Below are 15,408 nucleotides of genomic sequence, written 5' to 3' on the forward strand. Positions count from 1 at the left end.
TGCCTGATTAACGTTTTCCGCTGTGCAACCAGAACGGTTCCTGATTGTTTGCCTCATTACGGAAATGTTCAATTTCAATGCGTTGCCCGATCGCAATAGCGTGACGCAGCCCCTGCCAGTTCTCCAGCCAGGCTTGCGCGACGAGAGGATCGTAATAACCTGCCAGCAGCAATACGGAGTCAATATCACGCGTAAGACGTGGCAACTGATCACGATAGCGATCGCCCAACGGCTGGCAAAAAACACTTTTCAGCTCAGCGGCGTGGCGGGAGAGATGGATATCAGCAAAGCGTTTAAAGGAATCACTCATTTTGCTCTGCGCTTTGCTATCTAAAAACGGCTGCCAGGCTTTGCTTACCAGCCATTCGGTCAACGCCAGTTTCGCCATTGCCGTTTCGGTAGAGTAGACAGCCGTTACGGCAGAAACCGCAGAAACAATTGTCGCTTCACATTGGGTCAGCAGATCACGTAAGTGAGTGCTCGCTTTACGTGGGACAATGCCACCGAACAGCATCAGCGTATGACGAACCAGGCCGATGGCTGCCAACACTTGCTCTTTCGCCGCATCGTTGCCGCGTACCCACAGCTCCTCATGATACTGCCATTGCGCTAATGCCAGCTCCAGCGCCGCTTCCAGCCCCTGCTCGACATCCGCTTTTGCCGCAACATGCAGAATAGAGGTGGGTTTAATTTCACGCGCAGGATTGCCCTGTGCCAGGTGATAACCACGTGCGGCTTTGCTCAGGCTGCCCTGACGCAATCCGGTTTGCGATACCAGTTGGCTCGCCAGTTTCAGCACCGCGCGCGTTTCACCGCTAAGTAATTCCAGCTCCAGTTCGCAGATGGGTTCAGCAAATTCACCGGCTTTCACTTCCCCCAAATCGAGGGCAATCTCAATCTGGCTGCCATCAACATCTACCAACCATTTTTCGCGATAAAAATCAGTGCTGAACAGCGGCTGTACGCGGGAAGCAAGATCGGCAGGTAATTCATTGTTTGGCCAGACTTCTACTGGAAACTGTGCCAGATCGAGGTTCGCCTCACTCAACGCAACGTTATATTCCGGTCGCTGGTGTAACCCGCCCGTTACCCGCCCGGCAACTTTCATGGTCATCTCATAGCGACCATTTTCGCCACGAATACGCAGGCCCATATCGTGCCCACGCAGCCAGTTATCCGGCGTTTCGTAGTAGACGTTGAGCAACTGCACGGGGTCATGATGCTCACCGCCCAGCGTATTGAGATGGTCACGCAACGCCTCAACGGCACTGTGATTAACAATAAACTTTAATTCGATTTCCTGAGCCATGGCCTTTACTTATCGGTTATGTCACATAAGTGACGATGAACGGCGAACTAAATGCGATCTTTTTTGTCAGTAGATAGTATTTTGCGCCAAATTGCCATGCAACGAGCATTTTGACGGGCGTAAAAGTTTGAAACAGTGGCAAGAGCTGACACAGAGGATTCCGATTGATGCCGAATGCTTTGCGTAGCGACACTGATGCCACTACTATCGTTCCACTTTCCATGACAATAACGACAGCCTGATGCCAAAATTACGCCTGATCGCACTAACTTTACTCGCGCTTAGCGCCACTGCCGTCTCTCACGCGGAAGAAAAGCGCTATGTTTCTGACGAACTGAATACCTGGGTCCGCAGTGGCCCGGGAGATAATTATCGCCTCGTGGGCACGGTTAACGCCGGTGAGGAAGTGACATTATTACAAACTGACGCCAACACCAGTTACGCCCAGGTGAAAGACAGCTCTGGTCGTACCGCCTGGATCCCGTTGAAACAACTTAGCACAGAGCCAAGTCTACGCTCCCGTGTGCCAGATCTGGAAAATCAGGTCAAAACCCTGACTAATAAGCTCACTAATATCGATAACACCTGGAATCAGCGCACGGCAGAAATGCAGCAGAAAGTGGCGCAGAGCGACAGCGTGATCAACGGGTTAAAAGAAGAAAATCAGAAGCTGAAAAACGAACTGATTGTCGCCCAGAAAAAAGTTGATGCCGCCAGCGTGCAACTGGATGACAAACAGCGCACCATCATCATGCAGTGGTTTATGTATGGTGGCGGCGTGCTGGGGCTTGGCTTGCTGCTCGGTCTGGTATTGCCGCACCTGATCCCAACGCGCAAACGTAAAGATCGCTGGATGAACTAAATCGCCTTCTTCGTCACACTATCTTATTATTAGGAATTGTGTATTTGACGAAGGGAAAATGGCGTGAAGATTTATCTGGTCGGTGGTGCGGTTCGGGATGCGTTATTAGGGCTACCGGTCAAAGACAGAGATTGGGTGGTTGTCGGCAGCACGCCACAACAGATGCTTGACGCGGGCTACCAGCAGGTAGGCCGCGATTTTCCTGTTTTTCTGCATCCGCAAACGCATGAAGAGTATGCGCTGGCGCGTACCGAGCGGAAATCCGGTTCGGGATACACAGGTTTTACCTGTTATGCCGCGCCTGATGTCACGCTGGAAGATGATCTTCAGCGTCGCGATCTGACTATCAATGCGCTGGCCCAGGATGATGACGGCGATATTATCGATCCGTACAACGGTCTGGGCGATCTGCAAAGCCGTCTTCTGCGCCATGTTTCCCCCGCTTTTGGCGAGGATCCGCTACGCGTGCTACGCGTAGCGCGTTTTGCCGCACGTTATGCTCATCTCGGTTTTCGTATTGCCGATGAAACAATGACGTTGATGCGCGAGATGACCCACGCGGGTGAACTGGAACACCTGACGCCCGAACGCGTGTGGAAAGAAACTGAAAGCGCCCTCACAACCCGCAATCCACAGGTGTTCTTTCAGGTACTACGCGATTGCGGCGCATTACGCGTTTTATTCCCGGAGATCGACGCGTTGTTTGGTGTCCCCGCTCCGGCGAAATGGCACCCGGAAATCGATACTGGTATTCACACCTTAATGACACTCTCAATGGCGGCGATGCTAAGTCCGCAGGTCGATGTCCGTTTCGCAACGTTATGCCACGATCTCGGTAAAGGGCTAACGCCGCCGGAGCTGTGGCCACGTCATCATGGTCATGGTCCGGCAGGCGTGAAATTAGTAGAACAATTGTGCCAGCGCCTGCGCGTCCCTAATGAAATCCGCGATTTAGCCAAACTGGTCGCGGAGTTTCACGATCTCATCCACACCTTCCCAATGCTGAATCCGAAAACCATCGTCAAATTGTTTGATTCCATCGATGCCTGGCGTAAACCGCAGCGTGTCGAGCAACTGGCGCTGACCAGCGAGGCAGACGTGCGCGGTCGAACCGGTTTTGAAGCGGCAGATTACCCACAAGGACGCTGGTTACGTGAAGCGTGGGAAGTAGCGCAGTCAGTACCAACAAAGGCGGTTGTTGACGCAGGATTTAAAGGCGTGGAGATCCGCGAGGAGCTGACACGACGCCGAATTGCGGCGGTGGCTACCTGGAAGGAACAACGTTGCCCAAAGCCTGAATAAGTTTTGGGCATTTTGCCGGATGCGGCATAAACGCCTTATCCGGCTACATGTCAACGACGGTTGTAGGCCTGATAAGACGCGCAAGCGTCGCATCAGGCGTTGATTGCCGGATGCGGCGTGAACGACTTATCCGGCCTACGCAATCGTGGACAATTCCAGGCATCCGACACTGTTCTTCACATCAAAAGAACACAACGTACACCGCAGCCGCCACAATAAAGCGATAAATGGCGAACGGGATAAACGAAATCCGCTTAATTAATTGCAGGAAGGTTTTAATCGCAATCAGCGCCACCACAAAGGCGGTGAAAAACCCAACGGCAAACATCGGGATATCACCGGTTGTCAGGAACCCCCAACTTTTGTAGAGATCGAGCGCCGTTGCGCCCATCATCATCGGCACCGCCAGCAGGAACGAGAACTCAGAAGCGGCGTAACGACTCACGCCCATCAGCATCCCACCAGAAATAGTCGCTCCGGAGCGGGAGAAACCCGGCCACAGCGCCAGACACTGGAAACAGCCAATCATAAACGCCTGACGATATGTCATATCATCCAGACCCGGCGCGCGCGGCTCTTTCGGCTTCAGGCATTCCGCGGCAATCAACAATAGACCGCCAACGACCAGCGCGTACATGACATTTATCGGGTTAAACAATGACTTAATCGTATCGTGGAATAACAGCCCCAGGACAACTGCCGGGATCATCCCCAGTAAAATGTGGATCATCGTTAACCGGCCTTTGCTTTCTCCTTCGCGCTGCAATGGACGGCCAAAATGAATGCCAATCAGGCCAAACAAACGCCGCCAGAACATGACAACCACAGCCAGAATCGATCCTAACTGGATAACGACTTCAAAGGTTTTCGCCGTATCGCCCTCAAATCCCAACAAATGACCGACAATAATCATGTGGCCCGTGCTGGATACCGGCAGAAATTCTGTCAATCCTTCGACCACACCCAATATTGCCGCTATCAGCAGCGAGTGCATATCGCTCATCAATAAACCCCTAAATTATAAAAATATACCGCTTGTCCAAACTACTGCAGTATGACCCGCTTATAACCATTTGGTTTAACAGCTATAAAATTAATTATTCTCTTTCAGATTATTGCCACGCTCAATGATTACGCCAACATTAGCAGCGCGCGCCACTGCACCTGGCTTGCTGAGTTTGATGCGCACCCACGGAGAGTTAAAGCGAGTCAGTAGCAATTCCGCCACCTCTTCCGCCACGCGTTCCACTAACGCAAAACGCGCCCCCTCGACGTGGCTAACCACCGTTTCTGCGATGTCTGCGTAGCTGAGGCAGTCCGCCACATCATCGCTTTTCGCCGCTGTACGGTTATCCCACGCCATTTCGATATCGAACACCAGCTTCTGCTCGATGGTCTGTTCCCAGTCGTAAACACCAATAGTGGTGATTACCGAAAGTTGCTCTATAAATACAATATCCATCACGACCTGCTCGCTTTTTGGCTAACCCGGATACCACTTCCGGCGAAATGTGCGTATTATCCACGGATTCATCGTTAAACACGAATTTTCAAAACGGAACAGCTTATGAGTGCAATCGCGCCTGGAATGATCCTCATCGCGTACCTCTGCGGCTCCATTTCCAGTGCCATTCTGGTTTGCCGCTTGTGTGGTCTGCCCGATCCGCGAACCAGCGGCTCCGGTAATCCTGGCGCAACCAATGTATTACGTATCGGTGGCAAGGGAGCAGCCGTAGCAGTACTGATTTTCGACGTTCTGAAAGGAATGTTGCCCGTTTGGGGCGCGTATGTATTAGGTGTCAGCCCCTTCTGGTTAGGCTTAATTGCTATAGCTGCCTGTCTTGGACATATCTGGCCGGTTTTCTTCGGTTTTAAAGGGGGGAAAGGCGTTGCCACCGCTTTTGGTGCAATAGCCCCGATTGGCTGGGATTTAACGGGCGTGATGGCGGGAACCTGGCTGCTTACCGTGCTATTGAGTGGATATTCGTCGCTGGGGGCGATTGTCAGCGCGCTGATTGCTCCGTTTTATGTCTGGTGGTTTAAGCCACAATTCACCTTCCCGGTTTCGATGCTCTCTTGCCTGATCCTGCTGCGTCATCATGACAACATCCAGCGTCTGTGGCGTCACCAGGAGACAAAAATCTGGACGAAATTCAAAAGAAAGCGCGAAAAAGATCCTGAGTGATTTTTCAGCCCGTGCTTATCCTTTTCACAGGCTGAATCATAGCCTTACGCAGCCGGTAACTCTGCCAGTGGCCAGCGCGGACGCACACTCACGCCGAGATCCGCCGTCGCGCCTGCTTTAAACCGCACCATTCCAGCATAGGCGATCATCGCGCCGTTATCGGTACAAAACTCCGGACGCGCGTAGAATACCTCGCCACGACGCTTTTTCATCATTTCCGCCAGTTTCGCCCGCAGCGTGCGGTTAGCACTCACGCCGCCTGCCATGACCAGTCGCTTAAAGCCCGTCTGATCCAGCGCTCGCTTACACTTAATCATCAACGTATCGACCACCGCATCTTCAAAGGCGCGAGCGATATCAGCACGCGTCTGGTCGTCGGTGCCGTTGTCACGAATGGTATTTGCCGCGAAGGTTTTCAGGCCAGAGAAGCTGAAATCCAGCCCCGGACGGTCGGTCATCGGACGCGGGAAGACAAAGCGCCCGGCAGTACCCTGGGCGGCCATTTTCGACAGTAACGGCCCGCCTGGATAATCCAGCCCCAGCAGCTTCGCGGTCTTATCAAACGCTTCCCCGGCAGCGTCATCAATGGACTCACCGAGCAACTCGTACTGACCAATACCAGTGACGCTGATTAACTGCGTATGACCGCCGGAAACCAGCAGCGCGACAAACGGAAATTCCGGTGGGTTATCTTCCAGCATCGGCGCTAACAGATGCCCTTCCATATGGTGTACCGGGATCGCCGGAACGCCCCAGGCAAACGCCAGCGAACGCCCAACCGTTGCGCCAACCAACAGCGCGCCGACTAATCCAGGGCCTGCGGTATAGGCCACTGCATCAATATCTTTTGCTGTCAGCCCGGACTCTTTCAGCGCCGCCTGGATCAACGGTACGGTTTTACGCACGTGATCGCGGGAGGCCAGTTCAGGCACTACGCCGCCGTAGTCAGCGTGTAATTTCACCTGACTATACAATTGGTTGGCTAACAAACCTTTTTCATCGTCGTAAATGGCGATGCCGGTTTCATCGCAAGAAGTTTCAATACCCAGTACACGCATGACTTGTTTTACCTCGCTTTATTACCGCGCAGTGTAGGACCAATGCGGGTTGATGTAAAACTTTGTTCGCCCCTGGAGAAAGCCTCGTGTATACTCCTCACCCTTATAAAAGTCCCTTTCAAAAAAGGCCGCGGTGCTTTACAAAGCAGCAGCAATTGCAGTAAAATTCCGCACCATTTTGAAATAAGCTGGCGTTGATGCCAGCGGCAAACCGAATTAATCAAAGGTGAGAGGCACATGCCGGTAATTAAAGTACGTGAAAACGAGCCGTTCGACGTAGCTCTGCGTCGCTTCAAGCGTTCCTGCGAAAAAGCAGGTGTTCTGGCGGAAGTTCGTCGTCGTGAATTCTATGAAAAACCGACTACCGAACGTAAGCGCGCTAAAGCTTCTGCAGTGAAACGTCACGCGAAGAAACTGGCTCGCGAAAACGCACGCCGTACTCGTCTGTACTAATTCCCCGAGAGCGTTGCTCTCCGATCAGACCGAGTTGTAGTTGTAAGGCCGTGCTTCCGAAAGGAATGCGCGGCTTATTTTCGTTTATGAATTGCTAAAAATCGGGGCCTATGGCTGGACGAATCCCACGCGTATTCATTAATGATCTGCTGGCGCGCACTGACATCGTCGATCTGATCGATGCTCGTGTGAAGCTAAAAAAGCAGGGCAAGAATTTTCACGCGTGTTGTCCATTCCACAACGAAAAAACCCCGTCCTTCACCGTCAACGGTGAGAAACAGTTTTACCACTGCTTTGGATGTGGCGCGCACGGCAACGCGATCGACTTTCTGATGAACTACGACAAACTCGAGTTCGTCGAAACGGTCGAAGAGTTGGCGGCAATGCACAATCTTGAAGTGCCATTTGAAGCAGGCAGCGGCCCCAGCCAGATAGAGCGCCATCAACGGCAAACTCTTTATCAGTTGATGGACGGTCTGAATACGTTTTACCAACAATCTTTACAGCAACCTGTTGCTACATCTGCGCGCCAGTATCTGGAAAAACGCGGATTAAGCCATGAGGTAATCGCCCGTTTTGCGATTGGTTTTGCGCCCCCCGGCTGGGACAACGTCCTGAAACGGTTTGGCGACAATCCAGAAAATCGCCAGTCATTGATTGATGCAGGCATGTTGGTAACCAACGATCAGGGCCGCAGTTACGATCGTTTCCGCGAGCGGGTGATGTTCCCCATTCGCGATAAACGCGGTCGGGTGATTGGTTTTGGTGGGCGCGTGCTGGGCAACGATACCCCAAAATACCTGAACTCGCCGGAAACTGATATTTTCCATAAAGGCCGCCAGCTTTACGGTCTTTATGAAGCGCAGCAGGATAACGCTGAACCCCAGCGTCTGTTGGTGGTCGAAGGCTATATGGACGTGGTTGCTCTGGCGCAATACGGTATTAATTACGCCGTTGCATCGTTGGGTACATCGACCACTGCCGATCACATTCAGTTGTTGTTCCGCGCGACCAACAATGTCATTTGCTGTTATGACGGCGACCGCGCAGGTCGTGATGCCGCGTGGCGAGCGTTAGAAACTGCGCTGCCCTATATGACAGATGGTCGTCAGCTACGCTTTATGTTTTTACCGGATGGCGAAGACCCTGACACGCTGGTACGCAAAGAAGGTAAAGAGGCGTTTGAAGCGCGTATGGAGCAGGCCATGCCGCTCTCTGCGTTTCTGTTTAACAGCCTGATGCCGCAAGTTGATCTGAGCACACCTGACGGGCGTGCGCGTTTAAGTACGTTGGCGCTGCCGCTGATTTCTCAGGTGCCCGGAGAAACATTGCGCATCTATCTTCGTCAGGAATTAGGCAACAAGTTAGGCATACTTGATGACAGCCAGCTTGAACGATTAATGCCGAAAGCAGCGGAGAACGGTGTTTCTCGTCCTGTTCCGCAGCTAAAACGCACGACCATGCGTATACTTATAGGGTTGCTGGTGCAAAATCCAGAATTAGCGACGTTAGTCCCGCCGCTGGAAAATCTGGATCAAAATAAGCTCCCCGGACTTGGCTTATTCAGAGAACTGGTCAACACTTGTCTCTCTCAGCCAGGTCTGACCACCGGGCAACTTTTAGAGCACTATCGTGGCACAAATAATGCTGCCACCCTTGAAAAACTGTCGATGTGGGACGATATAGCAGATAAGAATATTGCTGAGCAAACCTTCACCGACTCACTCAACCATATGTTTGATTCGTTGCTTGAACTGCGCCAGGAAGAGTTAATCGCTCGTGAGCGCACGCATGGTTTAAGTAATGAAGAACGCCTGGAACTCTGGACATTAAACCAGGAGCTGGCGAAAAAGTGATTTAACGGCTTAAGTGCCGAATAGCGATCGGGAAGCCCCCGACAGCCGCACTGAGAGGCAGCGGCAATGATATAAGTACGCCCTCGTAATTATCGTTGGCGGTAAACAACCGTTGGATTTCAGCATTAATATCTGAATGATATCCGGTCAATCGCCCAACACCAACCTCATGAAATAAGTGTGGATACCGTCTTATGGAGCAAAACCCGCAGTCACAGCTAAAACTTCTTGTCACCCGTGGTAAGGAGCAAGGCTATCTGACCTATGCCGAGGTCAATGACCATCTGCCGGAAGATATCGTCGATTCCGATCAGATCGAAGACATCATCCAAATGATCAATGACATGGGCATTCAGGTGATGGAAGAAGCGCCGGATGCCGATGATCTGATGCTGGCTGAAAACACAGCAGACGAAGATGCTGCCGAAGCCGCCGCACAGGTGCTTTCCAGCGTGGAATCTGAAATCGGGCGCACGACTGACCCGGTACGCATGTACATGCGTGAAATGGGCACCGTTGAACTGTTGACCCGCGAAGGCGAAATTGACATCGCTAAACGCATCGAAGACGGGATCAACCAGGTTCAATGCTCCGTTGCTGAATATCCAGAAGCAATTACCTATCTGCTGGAACAGTACGATCGTGTTGAAGCGGAAGAAGCACGTCTGTCCGATCTGATCACCGGCTTTGTCGATCCGAACGCAGAAGAAGAACTGGCACCAACCGCCACTCACGTCGGTTCAGAGCTTTCTCAGGAAGATCTGGACGATGACGAAGATGAAGACGAAGAAGATGCCGACGACGACAGCGCCGACGATGACAACAGCATCGACCCGGAACTGGCTCGCGAAAAATTTGCTGAACTGCGTGCCCAGTATGTTGTAACGCGCGACACCATCAAAGCGAAAGGCCGCAGTCACGCAGCCGCTCAGGAAGAGATCCTGAAACTGTCTGAAGTGTTCAAACAGTTCCGCCTGGTGCCGAAGCAGTTTGACTACCTGGTCAACAGCATGCGCGTCATGATGGATCGCGTTCGTACACAAGAACGTCTGATCATGAAGCTCTGCGTTGAGCAGTGCAAAATGCCGAAGAAAAACTTCATCACCCTGTTTACCGGCAACGAAACCAGCGATACCTGGTTCAATGCAGCGATTGCGATGAACAAACCGTGGTCGGAAAAACTGCACGATGTCTCTGAAGAAGTGCATCGCGCCCTGCAGAAACTGCAGCAAATTGAAGAAGAAACCGGCCTGACCATTGAGCAGGTTAAAGACATCAACCGCCGTATGTCCATCGGTGAAGCGAAAGCCCGCCGTGCGAAGAAAGAGATGGTTGAAGCGAACTTACGTCTGGTTATTTCTATCGCCAAGAAATATACCAACCGTGGCTTGCAGTTCCTCGATCTGATTCAGGAAGGCAACATCGGTCTGATGAAAGCGGTTGATAAGTTCGAATACCGTCGTGGTTATAAGTTCTCCACCTACGCAACCTGGTGGATCCGTCAGGCGATCACCCGCTCTATCGCGGATCAGGCGCGCACCATTCGTATTCCGGTGCATATGATTGAGACTATCAACAAGCTCAACCGTATTTCTCGCCAGATGCTGCAAGAGATGGGCCGCGAGCCGACGCCGGAAGAACTGGCTGAACGTATGTTGATGCCGGAAGATAAGATCCGTAAAGTGCTGAAGATCGCCAAAGAGCCAATCTCCATGGAAACGCCGATCGGTGATGATGAAGATTCGCATCTGGGGGATTTCATCGAGGATACCACCCTCGAACTACCGCTGGATTCTGCGACCACCGAAAGCCTGCGTGCGGCAACGCACGACGTGCTGGCTGGCCTGACCGCGCGTGAAGCGAAAGTTCTGCGTATGCGTTTCGGTATCGACATGAACACCGACCACACGCTGGAAGAAGTGGGTAAACAGTTCGACGTTACCCGTGAACGTATCCGTCAGATCGAAGCGAAGGCGCTGCGCAAACTGCGTCACCCGAGCCGTTCTGAAGTGCTGCGTAGCTTCCTGGACGATTAATCTGTAGGCCGGATAACACGTTCACGTCATATCCGGCACTCGTCTTGCTACTCTAACGCCACCTTTCTGGTGGCGTTTTTTATCGCCCACGCACTACCAGTGCCTGATCCAACTCCCGATATGCCTCAACCAGTTTCTCCAGAGAAACTCGACTTAAACCGCTGGGATTCGGCAATACCCAAATCTGCGTCGAACCAATGGTCAGCGTTTGTTTCCCCCACTGCACGCCTCGCTGACTGAATCCCTGTTCATACGCCTGCTTACCCAGAATCGCCAACGCCTGCGGCTGATAATTCTCAATTTTTTCAATTAGCTTGCGCCCACCTGCGTGCAATTCCTGCTTTGACACTTCATTAGCCTGCACCGTTGGCCTGTCAACCAGTTTGGTGACGCCACAACGATAATCCAGCAGATGCTGCGCTTCCTGCGGCTTCAACTGACGGTCGGTAAACCCGGCCTGATAAATCACCTTCCAGAAGCGATTCGCCGGATGGGCAAACGGAAAACCAGACTCCGCGGAAGAAAGACCCGGATTGATGCCACAAAACACCACACGCAATCCTGGCGCAAGAATATCGTCAACCATATTAACTCCTGAACAACACAACCCGCAGGAAGTATAACGAATTGAAAACACATTGTTTATAAAAACAGCAGCCGCGCGGTAATGGCTGGATTGCGACACGGAGTTACTTTATAATCCGCTACCATGGCCCCTTAGCTCAGTGGTTAGAGCAGGCGACTCATAATCGCTTGGTCGCTGGTTCAAGTCCAGCAGGGGCCACCAGACACAGCAAAAGGCTGACGAAAAATCGTCAGCCTTTTGTTTTTTTCTTTCTGTTCAATCACTTCGCGTGCCAATAAGCCGCTGCGCGTACCCGCTGTGGATCATACTGTTCCGCTTCAAAGCGACGGCTTAAATTCTTAACCACTTTTCCTTCACCGGTTATCCAGATGAAGTAATCATCAGCAGGAATTGCCAACTGCGCCAGACGCGCGTCCACCGCCTGCTCATCATGCGTCAGCCATTCGATGTTAAAACCGTCAAGGTGCGCGAGATAATCCTGACAGGCGTTATCCCGCACGCTGACCAGCGCAGTAACTTGCGTTTTAACGGCAAGTTTGCTCAACGTTTCCAGGCGGCGGCGCAGTGCAGGCATTCCGGACTCATCGCAGACATACACCTGATACGCGTAATCCTCCGGCACCACCAGCGAACCTCGCGGTCCGGCCACCGTGAGTTTATCGCCTGGTTGCGCCTGCATCGCCCAGCCGCTGGCGACGCCGCCGTCGTGTATAAAGAAATCGATCGCCAGTTCATGGCGTTGTTCATCGTACAGCGGCGTATAGTCACGCGACGGCGGGCGCGGTCCTTCCGGCCAGACGATACCTTCTTCCGTTACTGTTGGCGGCACAAAATGAGCGTCAGTTTGAGGAAAGAAGAGTTTGCTGTGATCGTCAAAGCCGCGCGACGTAAAACCGTCCAGCGCCTCGTCGCCAAGGACAATACGCTGAAAACCGGCGCTGATACGCTCAACACGTAACACAGTCAGTTCACGGAAGCGCAGATCATTTCGAACGCGCTGTGGGTAGCGGGGAGAGTTAGTCATTGTTATCGCCTTCGTGATGGTAATCAGATATATCTAAATAAAATTCACAAATGATAATGATTGCTAATCATGATAAATGCAAGCAATTTGTAGAATTGATATATCTGAAGTATGTGAAGGCATTCAGCACCATAGCAAGGCTGCCGGATGCGGCGTGAACGCCTTATCCGGCCTACATGTTGAGCACATCTGCGTTTAAAAATCATTTTTGCACTTGCAGTAATGTTCACATTAGATATAAATTAGATATATCTAATTAAGCAACAGGAGGCTGATTATGAGCCATCATCACGAAGGGTGTTGTAAACATGAAGGCCAGCCACGCCATGAAGGCTGCTGCAAAGGTGAGAAGTCAGAACACGAGCACTGCAGGCACGGTCATCAGCATGAGCACGAGCATGGTCAATGCTGCGGTGGTCGTCACGGTCGCGGCGGTGGTCGTCGGCAGCGTTTCTTTGGTCACGGTGAATTGCGTCTGGTGATTCTGGATATTCTTTCACGCGATGACAGCCACGGTTACGAGTTGATTAAAGCGATTGAGAATCTGACCCAGGGAAATTACACCCCAAGTCCGGGCGTCATCTATCCGACGCTGGATTTTCTCCAGGAGCAGTCGCTGATTACCATCCGCGAAGAAGAAGGCGGCAAGAAGCAGATTGCGCTGACCGAACAGGGCGCGCAGTGGCTGGAAGAAAATCGCGAACAAGTGGAAATGATTGAAGAGCGGATCAAAGCCCGCTGCGTTGGCGCTGCGCTACGCCAAAACCCGCAAATGAAGCGGGCGCTGGATAATTTTAAAGCGGTACTGGACTTACGTGTCAACCAGAGTGACATCAGCGACGCGCAGATAAAAAAGATCATTGCGGTAATTGACCGCGCCGCTTTTGATATTACGCAACTGGATTAATCACCGATTGCCGGATGCGGCGTGAACGCCTTATCAGCCTACGCGCCCGTAGGCCTGATAAGATGCGCCAGCATCGCATCAGGCAGTGTGTACCAACCACGATATCCGGCATACCGATTAATGCAGCACCGTCACCGCGTCTTCCAGTCGGCTGGCGCGGTGTTTAACCATCGCTGACACCTGCGCGCTCTCTTCCACCAGCTCGGCGTTTTTCTGGGTAATCAGGTTAAGTTCATCTACCGCACGGGTCAGACTGGAAAGCCCATCGGCTTGTTCCAGCGTTGAATGGCTAATCTGAGCAATCAACTGAGTTACGTTTTTCACCTGCGCCACAATATCGTCCATCGTCCGTCCGGCAGCGTGCACTTGTTGTGAACCGGATTGCACCTTATCAGCACTGGCATCGATCAGCTTGCGAATATCGTTGGCAGCATTGGCGCTGCGGCTGGCTAAATGACGTACTTCGCCCGCAACCACCGCAAAACCTTTACCCTGCTCTCCGGCACGCGCCGCTTCCACCGCCGCATTCAGCGCGAGGATATTGGTCTGAAAAGCAATATCGTTAATCAGCGAAGTAATAGTGCCAATGCGCTGAGTACTGTCTGCAATATCATCCATCGTTTTGATCACCGTGGTCATCGCTTCCCCGCCCTGCACTGCCGCATTACTGGCGGTAATAGAAAGTTTATCGGCAGCCGAAGCCGTGGCAGAGTTCTGTTTTACCGACGCTGCCATCTGATTCATGGTCGCTACCGTTTGCTGAACATTATCTACCGTCTGCTGAGTATGTTCGTTAAGTTCATCGGTGCCTTTTGCCAGCGTTTCACTGCCGCTTCTGACGCTGGAAACCTGGCTTGATACGTCATTAATCAACCAGCGGCACATCAAACCAAGCTGCCCTACTGCCCGCAACGTCAACCCCAGTTCATCACTGCGATTCAGATGATCAACACTGTTACACTCACCGGTCGCCACCTTCAGCGCCTGGCTGGCGACATTTTCTATCGGACGAATAATCTGCCATTCAAAACAGGCAATTCCTGACAGCATCACTAACGCACAGAGGAAATAATTCACCACTGGTGCGGCGGCAAACCAGAGCATGGTCGCCAGCGCGATAAACATCAGCGCCATCACTCCACGCGCCCGCCAGCGAAGCGGCAATGAAGGGAGTTTTCCCAACCAGCCTTTACGCACCACTAAACCTTTATGGATACGCTTATTTGTGCGCCCGACATTCAACGCCTTGTACAGCGGCTCTACCGCTGCGATCTCTTTATCCGTCGCCCGCGTGCGAATCGACATATAGCCACTGATTTTGCCATCGCGCACCATCGGCACCGCGTTCGCCCGCACCCAATAATGATCGCCATTTTTGTGCCGATTTTTCACGATTCCACTCCAGGGTTCCCCCTGTTTCAGGGTGTACCACATATCAGCAAAGGCCGCTTTCGGCATATCCGGATGGCGCACCATGTTATGCGGCTGCCCCTGTAACTCCCGCAATGTATAGCCGCTAATCTGCACAAAAGTGTCATTAGCATGTGTGATATAGCTTTGTAGATTGGTAGTAGACATCAGAGTGGTATCGTCAGCCAGCGGGATATTTTGCTGGGTGACATACGGATGAGAAGACATAATCGCGTCCTGTGCAGGTTATATTGTTGTTAACTTCTTGTCGGAAGTTATGTCGGCCCCGGCGCGGTTATCTTTAGCGGTTTAATTTGATTTAGATCGCAATTTGCGATTAAAGCACAAAATGTAATTCATTGATTTAAAATACTTTCACCATGTTACTATGCGATAACATTAATTACATTGCCCAAAAAA

At 52.0% G+C, this 15,408-nt stretch carries 14 protein-coding genes and 1 tRNA gene; 8 read left to right on the forward strand and 7 right to left on the reverse strand.

The features are described from left to right. Nucleotides 1–7: 7 nt before the first annotated feature. A complete protein-coding gene (gene ygiF / locus A1WG_RS15965; RefSeq protein WP_001517121.1) occupies nucleotides 8–1,309 on the reverse strand; it encodes an inorganic triphosphatase in 1,302 nt (433 codons plus the stop codon). Between the two features lie 241 nt (nucleotides 1,310–1,550). Here ygiF and A1WG_RS15960 point away from each other — a divergent pair, with 241 nt between their 5' ends. Together A1WG_RS15960 and cca are read left to right on the forward strand one after the other, a co-directional pair. Further along, a complete protein-coding gene (locus A1WG_RS15960) occupies nucleotides 1,551–2,171 on the forward strand; it encodes a TIGR04211 family SH3 domain-containing protein (RefSeq protein ID WP_001125318.1) in 621 nt (206 codons plus the stop codon). Between the two features lie 63 nt (nucleotides 2,172–2,234). Next, nucleotides 2,235–3,473, forward strand: a complete 1,239-nt coding sequence (gene cca / locus A1WG_RS15955) for a fused tRNA nucleotidyltransferase/2',3'-cyclic phosphodiesterase/2' nucleotidase/phosphatase Cca (protein ID WP_001517122.1) — start codon at nucleotides 2,235–2,237, stop codon at nucleotides 3,471–3,473. Nucleotides 3,474–3,654: 181 nt separating this feature from the next. Here cca and bacA read toward each other — a convergent pair whose 3' ends face one another. Both bacA and folB read right to left on the reverse strand, forming a co-directional pair. Beyond that, complete coding sequence (gene bacA, locus A1WG_RS15950; protein ID WP_001517123.1) at nucleotides 3,655–4,476, reverse strand: undecaprenyl-diphosphate phosphatase; 822 nt, start codon at nucleotides 4,474–4,476, stop codon at nucleotides 3,655–3,657. A 90-nt stretch (nucleotides 4,477–4,566) separates the two neighbouring features. Continuing rightward, a complete protein-coding gene (gene folB / locus A1WG_RS15945) occupies nucleotides 4,567–4,935 on the reverse strand; it encodes a bifunctional dihydroneopterin aldolase/7,8-dihydroneopterin epimerase (protein WP_001517124.1) in 369 nt (122 codons plus the stop codon). Between the two features lie 105 nt (nucleotides 4,936–5,040). Between folB and plsY the strand changes: the two genes are divergently transcribed. Continuing rightward, complete coding sequence (gene plsY / locus A1WG_RS15940; RefSeq protein ID WP_001272800.1) at nucleotides 5,041–5,658, forward strand: glycerol-3-phosphate 1-O-acyltransferase PlsY; 618 nt, start codon at nucleotides 5,041–5,043, stop codon at nucleotides 5,656–5,658. A gap of 44 nt (nucleotides 5,659–5,702) precedes the next feature. Here the strand turns inward: plsY and tsaD are convergent, their stop codons facing one another. Next, nucleotides 5,703–6,716, reverse strand: a complete 1,014-nt coding sequence (gene tsaD, locus A1WG_RS15935; RefSeq protein ID WP_001264356.1) for a tRNA (adenosine(37)-N6)-threonylcarbamoyltransferase complex transferase subunit TsaD — start codon at nucleotides 6,714–6,716, stop codon at nucleotides 5,703–5,705. Nucleotides 6,717–6,953: 237 nt separating this feature from the next. Between tsaD and rpsU the strand changes: the two genes are divergently transcribed. The 3 genes from rpsU (at nucleotide 6,954) to rpoD (ending at nucleotide 11,061) form a co-directional block, all read left to right on the forward strand. Then, a complete protein-coding gene (gene rpsU, locus A1WG_RS15930) occupies nucleotides 6,954–7,169 on the forward strand; it encodes a 30S ribosomal protein S21 (protein ID WP_001144069.1) in 216 nt (71 codons plus the stop codon). A 110-nt stretch (nucleotides 7,170–7,279) separates the two neighbouring features. Next, nucleotides 7,280–9,025: a DNA primase gene (gene dnaG / locus A1WG_RS15925; protein ID WP_000918813.1), complete on the forward strand. Its 1,746-nt coding sequence runs from the start codon at nucleotides 7,280–7,282 to the stop codon at nucleotides 9,023–9,025. Between the two features lie 194 nt (nucleotides 9,026–9,219). Continuing rightward, nucleotides 9,220–11,061 (forward strand): RNA polymerase sigma factor RpoD, encoded by a 1,842-nt coding sequence (gene rpoD / locus A1WG_RS15920; RefSeq protein WP_000437384.1) that lies wholly within the window; start codon nucleotides 9,220–9,222, stop codon nucleotides 11,059–11,061. Nucleotides 11,062–11,140: 79 nt separating this feature from the next. Here rpoD and mug read toward each other — a convergent pair whose 3' ends face one another. Then, entirely contained in the window at nucleotides 11,141–11,647 is a 507-nt protein-coding gene (gene mug, locus A1WG_RS15915) for a G/U mismatch-specific DNA glycosylase (protein WP_000227305.1), read from the reverse strand. Between the two features lie 125 nt (nucleotides 11,648–11,772). Between mug and A1WG_RS15910 the strand changes: the two genes are divergently transcribed. Next, a tRNA-Ile gene (locus A1WG_RS15910) sits at nucleotides 11,773–11,848 on the forward strand. Between the two features lie 58 nt (nucleotides 11,849–11,906). Here the strand turns inward: A1WG_RS15910 and nfeF are convergent. Beyond that, a complete protein-coding gene (gene nfeF / locus A1WG_RS15905; RefSeq protein ID WP_001517125.1) occupies nucleotides 11,907–12,671 on the reverse strand; it encodes an NADPH-dependent ferric chelate reductase NfeF in 765 nt (254 codons plus the stop codon). A gap of 277 nt (nucleotides 12,672–12,948) precedes the next feature. Here nfeF and nfeR point away from each other — a divergent pair, with 277 nt between their 5' ends. Beyond that, nucleotides 12,949–13,578, forward strand: coding sequence for a DNA-binding transcriptional regulator NfeR (gene nfeR / locus A1WG_RS15900; protein ID WP_016242548.1), 630 nt, complete (start codon nucleotides 12,949–12,951; stop codon nucleotides 13,576–13,578). Between the two features lie 117 nt (nucleotides 13,579–13,695). Here the strand turns inward: nfeR and aer are convergent, their stop codons facing one another. Next, complete coding sequence (aer, locus tag A1WG_RS15895; RefSeq protein ID WP_001517126.1) at nucleotides 13,696–15,216, reverse strand: aerotaxis sensor receptor Aer; 1,521 nt, start codon at nucleotides 15,214–15,216, stop codon at nucleotides 13,696–13,698. Between the last annotated feature and the right edge of the window lie 192 nt (nucleotides 15,217–15,408).

The sequence above is a fragment of the Escherichia sp. KTE96 genome (assembly GCF_000408525.1).
GTDB lineage: Bacteria > Pseudomonadota > Gammaproteobacteria > Enterobacterales > Enterobacteriaceae > Escherichia > Escherichia marmotae.